The organism is Vibrio sp. R10-SG3-ISO10, from assembly GCF_059834185.1.
In genome coordinates this window covers 129,960-143,229 of sequence record NZ_JCBDHG010000012.1, presented here as the reverse complement: position 1 = coordinate 143,229, position 13,270 = coordinate 129,960, and the positions used below count along the sequence as shown (strand labels likewise).

The 13,270-nt window shown below is 45.4% G+C and carries 11 protein-coding genes and 1 tRNA gene; 3 read left to right on the top strand and 9 right to left on the bottom strand.

Going from position 1 to position 13,270, the window contains the following annotated elements:
- Window positions 1-2: 2 nt before the first annotated feature.
- A tRNA-Tyr gene (locus tag AC6R16_RS06160) sits at window positions 3-87 on the bottom strand.
- A 287-nt stretch (window positions 88-374) separates the two neighbouring features.
- Here AC6R16_RS06160 and AC6R16_RS06155 point away from each other — a divergent pair.
- Both AC6R16_RS06155 and vexH read left to right on the top strand, forming a co-directional pair.
- Window positions 375-1,445 carry an efflux RND transporter periplasmic adaptor subunit gene (locus tag AC6R16_RS06155; RefSeq protein WP_500673889.1) on the top strand — a complete coding sequence of 357 codons (1,071 nt, stop codon included), beginning with the start codon at window positions 375-377 and terminating at the stop codon, window positions 1,443-1,445.
- Window positions 1,445-4,567 (top strand): vibriobactin export RND transporter permease subunit VexH, encoded by a 3,123-nt coding sequence (vexH, locus tag AC6R16_RS06150; RefSeq protein ID WP_500673888.1) that lies wholly within the window; start codon window positions 1,445-1,447, stop codon window positions 4,565-4,567. Before AC6R16_RS06155 ends, vexH begins: the two co-directional genes overlap by 1 nt.
- Before the next feature lie 347 nt (window positions 4,568-4,914).
- Here the strand turns inward: vexH and AC6R16_RS06145 are convergent, their stop codons facing one another.
- On the bottom strand, window positions 4,915-5,514 hold the full coding sequence (locus AC6R16_RS06145) for a YitT family protein (RefSeq protein ID WP_500641612.1): 600 nt from the start codon (window positions 5,512-5,514) through the stop codon (window positions 4,915-4,917).
- A 363-nt stretch (window positions 5,515-5,877) separates the two neighbouring features.
- Between AC6R16_RS06145 and glyA the strand changes: the two genes are divergently transcribed.
- On the top strand, window positions 5,878-7,128 hold the full coding sequence (gene glyA / locus AC6R16_RS06140; RefSeq protein WP_004746252.1) for a serine hydroxymethyltransferase: 1,251 nt from the start codon (window positions 5,878-5,880) through the stop codon (window positions 7,126-7,128).
- Between the two features lie 152 nt (window positions 7,129-7,280).
- Here glyA and AC6R16_RS06135 read toward each other — a convergent pair whose 3' ends face one another.
- From AC6R16_RS06135 to rodA, 7 genes are all read right to left on the bottom strand, one after another.
- Window positions 7,281-7,607: a hypothetical protein gene (locus AC6R16_RS06135; protein WP_171325355.1), complete on the bottom strand. Its 327-nt coding sequence runs from the start codon at window positions 7,605-7,607 to the stop codon at window positions 7,281-7,283.
- Between the two features lie 242 nt (window positions 7,608-7,849).
- Complete coding sequence (gene lipA, locus AC6R16_RS06130) at window positions 7,850-8,815, bottom strand: lipoyl synthase (protein WP_004746250.1); 966 nt, start codon at window positions 8,813-8,815, stop codon at window positions 7,850-7,852.
- 7 nt (window positions 8,816-8,822) lie between these two features.
- A complete protein-coding gene (gene lipB, locus AC6R16_RS06125; RefSeq protein WP_500673887.1) occupies window positions 8,823-9,491 on the bottom strand; it encodes a lipoyl(octanoyl) transferase LipB in 669 nt (222 codons plus the stop codon).
- Window positions 9,492-9,669: 178 nt separating this feature from the next.
- Window positions 9,670-9,948, bottom strand: coding sequence for a DUF493 family protein YbeD (gene ybeD / locus AC6R16_RS06120; RefSeq protein ID WP_069667021.1), 279 nt, complete (start codon window positions 9,946-9,948; stop codon window positions 9,670-9,672).
- Window positions 9,949-10,096: 148 nt separating this feature from the next.
- The gene (locus tag AC6R16_RS06115; protein ID WP_500673886.1) at window positions 10,097-11,275 is read right to left on the bottom strand and encodes a serine hydrolase; all 1,179 of its coding nucleotides are present in this window, start codon (window positions 11,273-11,275) and stop codon (window positions 10,097-10,099) included.
- Window positions 11,276-11,365: 90 nt separating this feature from the next.
- Window positions 11,366-12,148: a septal ring lytic transglycosylase RlpA family protein gene (locus tag AC6R16_RS06110; RefSeq protein ID WP_500673885.1), complete on the bottom strand. Its 783-nt coding sequence runs from the start codon at window positions 12,146-12,148 to the stop codon at window positions 11,366-11,368.
- Complete coding sequence (gene rodA / locus AC6R16_RS06105; protein WP_004746246.1) at window positions 12,149-13,270, bottom strand: rod shape-determining protein RodA; 1,122 nt, start codon at window positions 13,268-13,270, stop codon at window positions 12,149-12,151.

Below are 13,270 nucleotides of genomic sequence, written 5' to 3'. Positions count from 1 at the left end.
TATGGTGGAGGGGGACGGATTCGAACCATCGAAGGCAGTGCCAGCAGATTTACAGTCTGATCCCTTTGGCCACTCGGGAACCCCTCCAGGGTGTTTTCCTATTCTCAATCAAGGAATAGGCTTAAGTGATGTTTTCCCAACACATCTCTCAAGTGCGGAGCGCATCATAGCAAACTCGTAAAAGCTGTAAAGCGTTTTCTTATAATTTTGAATTGAATGATGCCTTTTTGGGCAAAGATGGCAGGAATTAATCATAAAGCTCAAACAATCAACGGCTTTACTTACATAATATTTCTCGCTCTTTACATTAGTTGACGTTCAGAATGCGAATTACCGGATACAATATGTCTAGTTTATCTATGCAGAATCTAACCATGAAAAATAAAATTGTTCTGAGTTTATTGTCTCTGTCTATTTTGGCTGCCGCTCCTGCATCGTATGCCAAGAGACAAGGCCCATCGAAGGTAACTGTTGTCACTGAGCAAGTACAAACCCATCAAGTATCCCAGTCTCTTGTACTCGTCGGTAAATTGGATGCAGAGCAGTCCGTTATCATTTCTCCTGAAGTGGCTGGCAAAGTTGACGTGATTGCCGTTAAAGCCAATCAAGTTGTTCGAGAAGGGCAACTGTTGATTCAACTTGACGATGACAGAGCTAAGGCTTCAGTGGCTGAAGCGAAAGCGTATCTCAAAGATGAGCAACGTAAACTTAAAGAATTTGAGCGTTTGGTTAAGCGTAATGCGATTACTCAAACAGAGATCGATGCGCAAGAGACAAGTGTCGACATCGCCAAAGCGCGTTTAGATGCTGCTAATGCTGATCTTAATGATTTACACATCAGCGCGCCGTTTTCAGGAACGGTGGGCTTTATTGATTTTAGCCGCGGTAAGATGGTGAGCGCGGGCACAGAGCTATTGAGTTTAGATGATTTATCGGTCATGCGCTTAGATCTGCAGGTGCCAGAGCGTTATTTGTCGCAACTTTCTAATGGTATGCAAGTCACCGCAACGACGGCAGCGTGGCAAGGTCAATCCTTTAGTGGTGAAGTAGTCGGTATAGACTCTCGCATTAACCAGGAAACCCTGAACCTGCGAGTTCGTATTCAGTTTTCTAACCCAGAGCAGCAGTTAAAACCGGGGATGTTAGTTTCGGCTGCAATGGACTTTCCTGCCATTGAAGCGCCCATTATTCCGGTTCAAGCTCTCGAGTATTCAGGAACCAAGCGCTTCGTCTATGTCGTAAATGAAGAGGGTACGGCAATACGTACAGAAGTCATTTTGGGTGCGCGCGTCGATAACCAAGTGGTGATTGAAGAAGGGCTTTCTATCGGCGATAAGATCGTTGTGCAAGGTATCGTCAATATGCGTGATGGTGTCGCTGTTTCTGAGTTAGGCAGCGATGGTCGTCCTAAAAACGCGCAAAAGAGCCAAGAAGGGTCTAACTAATGCTGTTATCTGATGTTTCAGTAAAGAGACCTGTTGCTGCGGTTGTACTCAGCCTCCTACTGTGTGTGTTTGGTATCGTCTCATTTAGCAAGCTTGCGGTGCGCGAGATGCCAGACATCGAAAGCCCTGTGGTCTCGATCAACACCCGTTACGATGGTGCTTCGGCAACCATCATAGAAAGTCAGATAACGTCGGTGCTTGAAGATCAGCTTTCGGGCATCAGTGGTATAGATGAAATTTCCTCTACAACGCGTAATAGTAGCTCGAGAATAACTATCACGTTTGAGCTGGGCTACGATCTGAATACGGGCGTCAGTGACGTTCGAGATGCGGTAGCAAGGGCTCAGCGCGCATTGCCTGATGAAGCCGATGACCCAGTTGTTTTTAAGAACAATGGCTCAGGTGAAGCCTCTCTTTATATCAACCTAAGTTCATCTGAGATGGATCGGACTCAGCTAACCGATTACGTTGACCGAGTGCTACTTGACCGTTTTAGCCTTATCTCTGGGGTGAGCTCGGTTGATGTTTCCGGCGGCTTGTACAAGGTGATGTACGTTAAGCTCAAACCAGACCAAATGGCAGGGCGTGGCGTGACGGCATCGGATATTACAACTGCCTTACGCAGTGAAAACGTTGAAAATCCGGGTGGTGAAGTGCGTAATGATCAAATCGTTATGTCTGTTCGTACTGCTCGCAGCTATAACCAAGCTGAAGACTTTGAATATTTGGTTGTCAAGCGTGCTTCAGATAACTCGCCAATCTACCTGAAAGATGTGGCGGATGTTTTCATTGGTGCAGAGAACGAAAACTCGACCTTTAAAAGTGATGGTGTCGTTAACGTTAGTATGGGGATCGTACCTCAATCGGATGCCAACCCGCTTGAAGTTGCGACAAGAGTGCACAAAGAGGTCGAGAATATTCAACAGTTCTTGCCTGAAGGAACGCGCTTAGCCATCGACTACGATTCAACGGTGTTTATCGAGCGTTCAATTGCGGAAGTCTACAGCACGCTGTTTATTACCGGTGGCTTAGTTATCTTGGTGCTGTATATCTTTATCGGCCAAGCAAGAGCGACGTTAATCCCAGCGGTAACTGTACCTGTTTCTTTGATTTCATCGTTTATCGCCGCTTACTATTTTGGTTTTTCAATCAACCTGATCACTTTAATGGCCTTGATCCTATCGATTGGTCTGGTTGTGGATGATGCGATTGTGGTTGTGGAGAACATCTTCCACCATATTGAGCGTGGTGAGAAACCCCTGCTCGCAGCTTACAAAGGGACACGTGAAGTGGGTTTCGCGGTTGTAGCGACGACCTTGGTGCTAGTCATGGTCTTCCTGCCAATTTCCTTTATGGATGGCATGGTCGGCTTACTGTTCACGGAGTTCTCGGTATTGTTGGCGATGTCGGTGATCTTCTCTTCGTTGATCGCGTTAACCTTGACGCCAGTTTTAGGCAGCAAGCTCCTAAAAGCCAATGTTAAACCAAACCGCTTTAATCTGTTTATCGACAATATGTTTAGCCACCTTGAATCAGGCTATCGTAAGGTTCTGAAAGGGGCTCTGAGTTGGAAATGGGCCGCACCACTCGTCATCATGGCGTGTGTCGGCGGTAGTTGGGGCTTAATGCAGCAAGTTCCAGCTCAATTAGCACCTTCAGAAGACCGCGGCGTTATCTTTGCTTTCGCTCGCGGTGCTGATGCTACCAGTTACAACCGTATGGCTGCGAACATGGATATCATTGAAGACCGCTTGATGCCTCTGCTTGGGCAAGGTTTCCTGAAATCTTTCAGTATTCAATCACCAGCTTTTGGTGGTAATGCAGGTGACCAAACGGGCTTTGTTATCATGATCCTTGAAGATTGGAATGATCGTGATGTCACGGCACAGCAAGCTCTGGGCGAAGTGCGCAAAGCGCTAGCGGGTATTGCGGATGTTAGAGTATTCCCATTTATGCCTGGTTTCCGTGGTGGCTCTAGCGAACCCGTTCAGTTTGTTCTCGGTGGCTCTGATTATGCTGAACTAAAGACGTGGGCGGAAAAACTAGAACAACTTGCTGAAGATTCGCCGTTTATGGAAGGCGCAGACATCAACTACTCAGAAAGAACGCCAGAGCTAGTTGTGTCAGTAGATAAACAGCGCGCCGCCGAGCTTGGGATTAGCGTGGAAGCGATCTCTGAAACACTTGAAATCATGTTGGGTGGTAAGAGTGAAACGACCTTCGTTGAGCGCGGTGAAGAGTATGATGTTTATTTGCGTGGTGATGAGAATAGTTTTAACAATGCCGCGGATCTGAGCCAAATTTATATGCGTACGGCTTCTGGTGAATTGGTCACTCTTGATGCGCTCACTATGATTGAAGAGGTTGCCTCCTCGATTCGTCTATCGCACTACAACAAGCAGAAGGCAGTGACGATTACTGCTAACCTTTCTGACGGCTACACCTTAGGGGATGCGCTCGATTTCTTAGACCAACAAGCAATAGAGCAGTTACCTAGTGATATTTCCGTGAGCTACTCTGGTGAGTCAAAAGACTATAAAGAGAACCAGTCGAGTATCTTAGTGGTGTTTGGTTTAGCGCTGTTGGTGGCTTATCTCGTTCTCGCTGCGCAGTTTGAAAGCTTTATCAACCCGCTAGTGGTTATGTTTACCGTCCCTATGGGAGTGTTTGGCGGCTTCCTTGGACTGTTTGTGATGGGACAAGGCCTCAACATCTATAGCCAGATTGGTATGATTATGTTGATCGGTATGGTGACTAAGAACGGTATCTTGATTGTCGAGTTTGCTAACCAACTTCGCGATCGCGGCATTGAGTTTGAGAAAGCTATTGTTGATGCGTCTGCGCGTCGCTTGCGCCCAATCATGATGACAGCATTTACCACTCTTGCTGGTGCTATACCGCTGATTATGTCGACGGGGGCGGGCTATGAAAGCCGTGTGGCTGTAGGTACGGTGATCTTCTTTGGTATGGGCTTTGCGACTTTGGTAACTCTGTTCGTTATCCCTGCCATGTACCGCTTGATTTCAGCAACGACTCAGTCGCCGGGCCATGTGGAAGCTGAGCTAAACAAAGAGCTAAGCCACGATGTGAAAGCACGTGTTTCGCACGGAGAGTTGGATTAAAAGCGGACTGCGTCCTTGGAACGCTCCGCTCCGAGATTGGGCTTCGCCCTGCGAGAATTTTGAACGGGCTTCGCCCTTTGAGAAGAGCGTCATTCCTTAGAGTGACGAAGGAGTGAGTAAGGAATCTCTAACAAGGTTGCCCATCCGCTTGAAGAGATCCCCAACTCGTTCGTATCTCACTCTTGAGGATGACGAGATTAAAAAAAGCAAAGGGTAGACACATAGTGTCAACCCTTCAAACTTTTGTCGCTTCTCGCTTCTCGCTTCTCGCTTCTCGCTTCTCGCTTCTCGCTTCTCGCTTCTCGCTTCTCGCTTCTCGCTTCTCGCTTCTCGCTTCTCGCTTCTCGCTAACCGTAATTAACACTATAACGCGTTGGTTTGTGGTTCATAGCCAACACAAGGTTTAGCGCAATGGCACCAATGATTGAAAGTACGATAACTTGCGGTGACACGAAGAAAAACGATGCGACTAAAATAGTAAAGTCGATAGCTAATTGAGATTTCCCAACCGAAATGCCGAATTTATCTTGGATAAATAGACATAGAACATTGAAGCCGCCCAAACTAGAGCGATGGCGGAAGAGAATCAACATACCTAGTCCCATCAATAAACCACCTGCGACTGCACAGTAGACTTCGTTAATGGTATCTAAGCTAATCACTAAATAGAGGTGATCGGCAAATATAGAGACCAAGGCGCCAGAAATTGCACTATTAAAAGCAAAACGAGAACCGAACCGCTTCCATGCCAAAAGGTAAAAAGGGCAATTTGCAATAAAGTAGAGTGTACCAAAAGAGAACGAAACAAATTGGCTGGCTAACAGTGCCAGACCGGTTGTGCCGCCTGTGAGCAATGATGCTGATTGTAAAAAGAAAACCCCTTGGGCAACCAGAAAAGTCCCAGTCAAAATTGCGATCCAGTCTTCTCTTCTTGAGTGTTTTTCCATCAATTTTAAATTTAACCGCTGAATATTGGCGTGCATACTATTTAAAAATTGAGGATTTCGGTAGCTTGAGAGGGAAAATTAGGGTAAACCTATGTAATTATCGTTTTACGGAGTGTAAAGGATAAAATTGACACGTTTCTCAATCTTCATTTCGAGAAATGTTCAATATGACATTCCTTGTAAAGCATTATGAAAAAACTGCATGAGAAAAATTTAAATTTTCTCTTTATGACCTAGATCAAATTATGTAGAATGCGCGTCATTAGCTTAATGCAAACGTTTGCGTCAGGTAAAAACGTCGGTATTGAGGTCATAAATCAGTTTTTTAAAACTTTAAGTCTTAATCTGAGTCAGGAGATACAGATGCTAAAGCGTGATATGAACATCGCAGATTACGATGCGGAACTGTTCGCAGCAATCCAAGAAGAAACTCTTCGCCAGGAAGAACACATCGAACTAATCGCTTCTGAAAACTACACAAGTCCACGTGTAATGGAAGCTCAAGGTTCTCAGCTAACTAACAAATACGCTGAAGGTTACCCAGGCAAGCGTTACTACGGTGGTTGTGAGTACGTAGATAAAGCAGAAGCTCTTGCTATCGACCGTGCATGTGAGCTTTTCGGTTGTGAGTATGCGAACGTACAGCCACACTCTGGCTCTCAAGCAAACAGTGCTGTTTACATGGCACTTCTAAACCCTGGTGATACTGTTCTAGGTATGAGCCTAGCGCACGGTGGTCACCTGACTCACGGTTCTCCAGTCAACTTCTCTGGTAAGCACTACAACGTTATTCCTTACGGTATCGACGAAGCGGGCCAAATCAATTACGACGAAATGGAGCAACTGGCTCTTGAGCACAAACCTAAGATGATTATCGGTGGTTTCTCAGCTTACTCTCAAATCGTGGATTGGGCTCGTATGCGTGAAATTGCCGACAAAGCCGGTGCTTGGTTGTTTGTCGATATGGCTCACGTAGCAGGTCTAATTGCCGCAGGTGTATACCCAACGCCAGTGCCACACGCTCACGTTGTGACAACAACGACACACAAAACGCTAGCAGGTCCACGTGGTGGTCTAATTCTGTCTAATGCTGGCGAAGAGATGTACAAAAAACTGAACTCTGCTGTATTCCCTGGTGGTCAAGGTGGCCCTCTAATGCACGTTATCGCGGGCAAAGCGGTTGCATTTAAAGAAGCAATGGAGCCTGAGTTCAAAGAGTACCAAGCACGCGTTGTTAAGAATGCAAAAGCTATGGTTGCTCAGTTCCAAGAGCGCGGTTACAAAATCGTTTCTAACGGTACAGAGAACCACCTGTTCTTAGTTGATCTGATCGACAAGGACATCACAGGTAAAGATGCAGATGCAGCACTAGGTGCAGCAAACATCACAGTAAACAAAAACTCAGTACCAAACGACCCACGTAGCCCATTCGTTACTTCTGGTATCCGCGTAGGTTCTCCAGCAATCACTCGCCGTGGTTTCACTGAAGACGATGCAAAAGATCTAGCGAACTGGATGTGTGATGTTCTAGATAACATCGGCAACGAAGAAGTTATCGAAGCGACTAAAGCTAAGGTTCTTGAAATTTGTAAGCGTCTACCAGTTTATGCTTAATCAGGTTTCAGCTTAATCAAAAACACCTCCAGCTTGGAGGTGTTTTTTTATGTCTACAATGCTAACCAGAATCAATGTCTTAGCACTTGTTTTAGATAGGTAGAAAACAAAAACGGCAGCCTTTGGGCTGCCGTTTCAAATCTTAGTTCAGCCTATTTGTTTACGCTGATTGTCTCACCAGATTTACAACGGAACTGGTAGTACTTAGTGCTTTCGTTGAACTTAGATAGACCTTCACCACTACAGTAGTCAGCGTTGATATCACGCATGGTGTCTAGGGTTGCTTCAGTGCGAAGAGCAAACTTAGAGCCATCAGCACATACAATGCGTACTCGACCATCATCACTGACTGAATAAGTTTTCACTTCAGTGTTACAAAGTTCGAAAGAAGCGTCCATGTAGTTGTCTTGCTGAGTGGGTTCAGATGCACAACCTGCAAGAGTAATAGCCACAACAGCGGCAGCAAAAATGTTTTTCATGCGTCTATCCAATATTTCGAGTATTTAAAGCCAATCCCATCATTTATCTGAACATAACGTTACTGGCATGAATAAAGTTTGATTTAGGTATTATATCAAACCTAGAGTTTCGTTCTAGTATCAAAGTTGTTTCAATACTTGATATGGTAGTGGATTGTGGCGGGTGAGTAAAATCGCTACAAATAAAATATGCCTCACGTTCAAAAACGAGAGGCATAGATAAGTGATTGTCTTACTGTAATTTAGCTTACTTCTACGCCTTGAGCTTGTAGGTCAGCATGGTACGAAGAGCGTACAAATGGACCACATGCTGCGTGAGTAAAGCCGAGCTCAAGTGCGATTTCTTTTAGCTCATCAAACTCTGACGGCGGAACATAGCGTTCAACAGGTAGGTGATGGCGGCTCGGTGCTAGGTACTGGCCTAACGTCAGCATAGTGACACCGTGAGCGCGAAGATCTTTCAATACTTCGACGATCTCTTCTTTTGTTTCACCCAATCCCATCATAATGCCTGACTTAGTTGGAATGTTTGGGTGTTGCTCTTTGAACTTCTGTAGCAGTTGTAATGACCACTTGTAGTTCGCACCAGGACGCGCTTTACGATACAGGCGAGGTGCGGTCTCCAAGTTGTGGTTGAAAACATCCGGCGGATTGTCTTTTAGCAACTCAAGAGCCACGTCCATACGACCACGGAAGTCTGGTACAAGCGTTTCAATCTTAATGTTCGGATTTAGTTCGCGGATCTCTCGGTTACAGTCGGCAAAATGTTGAGCACCACCATCACGGAGATCGTCACGGTCAACGGAAGTAATCACGACATACTTCAGTTTCATGTCTTGAATGGTTTTAGCCAGTTTCTTAGGTTCGTCTGCTTCTGGAGTCAGTGGACGTCCATGAGCAACGTCGCAGAATGGGCAACGACGGGTACAAATCGCACCCAAAATCATAAAGGTTGCAGTACCGTGGTTAAAACATTCTGCAAGGTTAGGGCATGAAGCTTCTTCACAAACGGAGTGTAAGTTGTTTTTACGCATTGCCGATTTGATATCTTGAATGCGCTGGCTGTCCGCAGGTAGCTTGATCTTCATCCAGTCTGGTTTACGAAGAACTTCTTTTTGCTCTGTAGGCATGTTCTTTACTGGAATCAGTGCCATTTTATCAGCGTCGCGGTACTTAACGCCTTTTTCCATTTGGATTGGTTTACTCATGCTTCTCTTACTTCTCGTTATTGTTGGTCTTGTGGCCTGCTTGTGTGTCGACATCAACCTGTTCATAGTTAAGTAAATCAACCAGTTCTTCGACTAGTTTTGTCTCTACTTGAGTTATGTCATCAGGTCCGCCAAGTTGGCTGACTTGAACCATTTCCATTCCAGCATAACCACAAGGGTTGATACGTAGAAATGGCGTAAGATCCATATTCACATTTAGCGCTAAGCCGTGGAACGAACAACCTTTACGGATTCGTAATCCTAAGGAACAGATTTTCTTCCCATCTACATAGACACCTGGTGCATCAGGGCGTGCAGTTGAGTCGATATTGTATGCTTTTAGGGTATTAATTACGAGATTCTCAATATGAGTAACAAGATCTCGTACTCCCATTTTTTTACGACGAAGGTTAATCAGAAAGTACGCAACAAGCTGACCAGGCCCGTGGTAGGTGACTTGACCACCACGATCGCTCTGAACAACAGGGATATCACCAGTATTAAGTAGGTGCTCCGCCTTACCTGCTTGCCCTTGTGTGAAGACTGGATTGTGTTCAACAAGCCACACCTCGTCAGCGGTGTCTTCTGTCCGGTTATCTGTGAAGTCATGCATTGCTTGCCAAATTGGCTCGTAATCTTGTCTTCCTAGATGTTTCACAACAAGCTGGTTTTGCATTCCGCTTTCCATCGTCGGTTAATAAAGTTAACGGATTATAAACTGCTTCTGGTCAAGGGACTATATACCAGTAACACATTTTTAACCCTAGACTTTTTGCAGGATAATTATCTGTTTGATATCTAAAAAGAAAGCAGCTTGCGCTGCCTTCAAAAAAAATTGAATTAACTCAAATTTTTTATAGCACCATGCGTACAATGTCAATCTCACCGAGCTCTTTGTAAAGCGTTTCAACTTGCTCGATAGAAGTTGCGGTAATATTGACTGACACTGAGTGGTAATTGCCCTTAGCACTTGGCTTTACGGTTGGGCTGTAATCACCTGGAGCATGGCGTTGGATGACTTCAAGAACCTTTTCAGGAAGCTCTGGCTTAGCATAGCCCATTACCTTGAAGGTAAACGAACAAGGGAACTCAAGCAGGTCTTTCAGTTTTGCATCTGAATTAATGTTCAGCATTTTGAAACTCCAAGTTGGGAAGTCGTTGTTAGCAGCGCGGAATAGTACTGTCTATCGAGGATGAACTCAAGATACCCTCTGCGCTATGTCGAAAGCGTGAAAAACAAAAAAGCCGCACTAGGCGGCTTTTAAAAGCTAAGTACTCGAATTACAAGAAGCTTTTGAACAGCATTACAATGTAATCCCATAGGCGGCTGAATAGGCTGCCTTCTTCCACATCTTCTAGCGCAAGAAGTGGGTACTCTGCAATATCTTCACCTTCTAGTTGGTAGTATAGCTTACCAACTACGTCACCTTTCATAATTGGGGCTTCTAGCTCTTTTTCAAGGATGAAGCTTGCCTTAAGGTTTTTCGCTTGGCCGCGAGGTAGGGTTACATAGGTATTTTGGTCAAGACCTAGCGCAACCGTATCTTTGTTACCCATCCAGATCTTTTCTTCAACGAAGGTTTCACCGGCTTTATGAGGGGCAACAGTTTCGAAGAAACGGAAACCGTAGCTGAGAAGCTTTTTGCTTTCAGATTTACGTGCATTCGCATTTTTAGTCCCCATGACTACCGCAACTAGACGCATTTTGCCTTCTGTTGCGGAGCTTACTAGGCTGTAACCTGCGTTGCTCGTATGTCCAGTTTTGATACCGTCAACGTTCATGCTCTTATCCCAAAGCAGACCGTTACGGTTGTATTGGGTGATGCCGTTGTAAGTGAACTTTTTATCTGAATAGATTCGATACTCGTCTGGCACGTCACGGATCAGCGCGCTACCTAGTAAAGCCATATCGTAAGGAGTTGAGTATAGGTTCGGGTTATCTAGACCATGCACGTTAGCAAAGTGCGTGTCTTTCATACCGATAGTGTCAGCCCAGGCGTTCATAAGATCGACAAACGCGTCTTCTGAACCTGCAATGTGCTCTGCCATTGCAACACAGGCATCGTTACCAGACTGAACAATGATACCGCGGTTTAAATCTTCAACTTTTACCGTAGTACCGACTTCGATAAACATTTTTGAAGAATCAGGGAAGTTTTTCGCCCAAGCGTTTTTACTGATAGTGACGTCATCTTGAAGTGAGATGTTACCACGCTCTAATTCCTGACCGATGACATAACTGGTCATCATCTTAGTCAAACTTGCTGGAGATAACTTGGTGTTCATCTCTTTTTCAGCAAGAACTTTACCTGAATGGTAATCCATCAATACGTAGCCTTTGGCTGCGATTTGAGGTGCGTCAGGAACCACAATTGGTGATGCGAATGCAGAAGATGCGAAAGTTGCAGAAAGCGCAATAGAAGACGCAAAAGCTGATTTAATTAGCGTTGTTTTTTTCATATTGACTACAGAATTATCGTTTACTGTCCATATCTTAACAGAATCAATCTCTCAAGCCAGTGTAGGTGTTTGGATACACTGGATTGAGGACTAGTGGGATTTTATGAAAGCACTGGTGTAACCCAAATCTTTCACTTGCTCAAGAGCTTTTTGGCTATGCATATAGTCGCTAAATGGGCCTAAAAACACTCGGTGAAGCTTGTCGCCAGAACTAACATAACTCTTAACCGAAAGTTTTTGACTCAAATCTTGCGCTAAAGTTTCAACTCGGTCTTGATGTTGTGATGAAGCCACCTGAACGACAAACTTTGGCAAGGCCTCTTGTTTGTGTGCTTGGGTTGGTCTGTCAACCGTGATGACCTCAATGGCAACGTTGGCGGTGCCGGTGCGAATCACGTCGAGTTTTAACGCCGCTGCGTAGCTGAGATCAATTATTCGCCCTTCATGAAAAGGGCCGCGGTCATTGACTCGGACAATAGCTGTTTTACCGTTATCCTTGTTAGTGACTTTGACGTAGCTCGGAATCGGCAATTCTTTATGCGCAGCCGACATTGAGTACATATCATAGATTTCGCCGTTAGAAGTTAAGTGGCCGTGGAATTTCTTCCCATACCAAGAGGCGATACCTTGTTGCTTAAACCCTTTTGGCTCTTTTATGATGGTGTAATCTTCACCCCTTAGGGTGTAATTGCTATTCCCACCAAGGCTGTACGATTCATACATAGGTGTAGCATCTTCAATATGCTCAACACTGATTGGCGCATCAGGGGCAATATCGTCGTCAATGGTGTAACGCTTTGACGGTGCTGAAGAGCAGCCAGCCAAGATCAGGCTGGTGGCTGCTGCAGTGAGCAATAATTGCTTGTTTATCATTTATATTGCCTTAGAGAATGCTTTTCTATGAGTATGGATCGACATCAAGATGCCAAAGCCAGCCATGAGGGTCACCATTGAGGTACCACCATAGCTAATAAGAGGTAGTGGGACACCTACGACGGGTAAGATGCCACTTACCATGCCGATGTTTACAAAAACATAGACGAAGAAGCTGAGAACGATACTACCCGCCATCATACGACCAAAAGCCGTTTGGGCTTTACTTGCGAGCACAAGCCCACGTCCAATGATAAATAGGTAGAGACTAAGGAGAATAAGGATGCCGATCAGCCCCCATTCTTCTGCTATCACTGCAAAAATAAAGTCGGTGTGGCGTTCAGGTAGAAACTCTAACTGTGATTGCGTCCCTTGAAGCCAACCTTTCCCAGAAATACCGCCTGAACCTATGGCGATTTTACTCTGGATAATATGGTAACCCGCACCAAGGGGATCGGATTCTGGGTTAAACAGAGTCCTGACGCGCACTTTCTGATACTCACGCATCAAGAAGAACCACAGAATAGGGAGGAAAGCGCCTAATCCACAAGCCGCAGCAAAGATGATTTTCCAGCTAATCCCCGCTAAGAAGATAACGAAGATGCCCGATGCAGCAATAAGGATTGAAGTGCCTAAATCTGGTTGTTTCGCGATCAAGATGGTAGGTACAAATACCATCACCAACGACATGACCAGAGTCTGGAAAGTCGGGGGCAGAGGGCGTTTACCAATGTAGCGAGCGATCATTAGTGGCACCGCGAGCTTTAATAGTTCGGAGGGCTGAAAGCGAACAAAACCCAAGTTCAGCCAACGCTGTGCTCCTTTGGAGGCTTCACCGAAGAACAGCACCCCAAGTAGCAAAATAACGCCACCGACAAACATCAGAGGCGCAAGAGCCTCATAGGTTCTCGGCGGGATCTGAGCAAGGATTAGCATGACACCAAGTGAAAGTGCCATACGCATCGCTTGTCTGTCCATCATGGCTAAACTTTGTCCGCTCGCACTGTACATTACGACGAGTCCAAAGCCCATTAGGACTAATATTCCCAATAATAGAGGGAGATCGAGGTGGAAGCGTTCAAACAGAGCGCGGTTTTGACCAGTTGCTGGGTTCAAATCCAT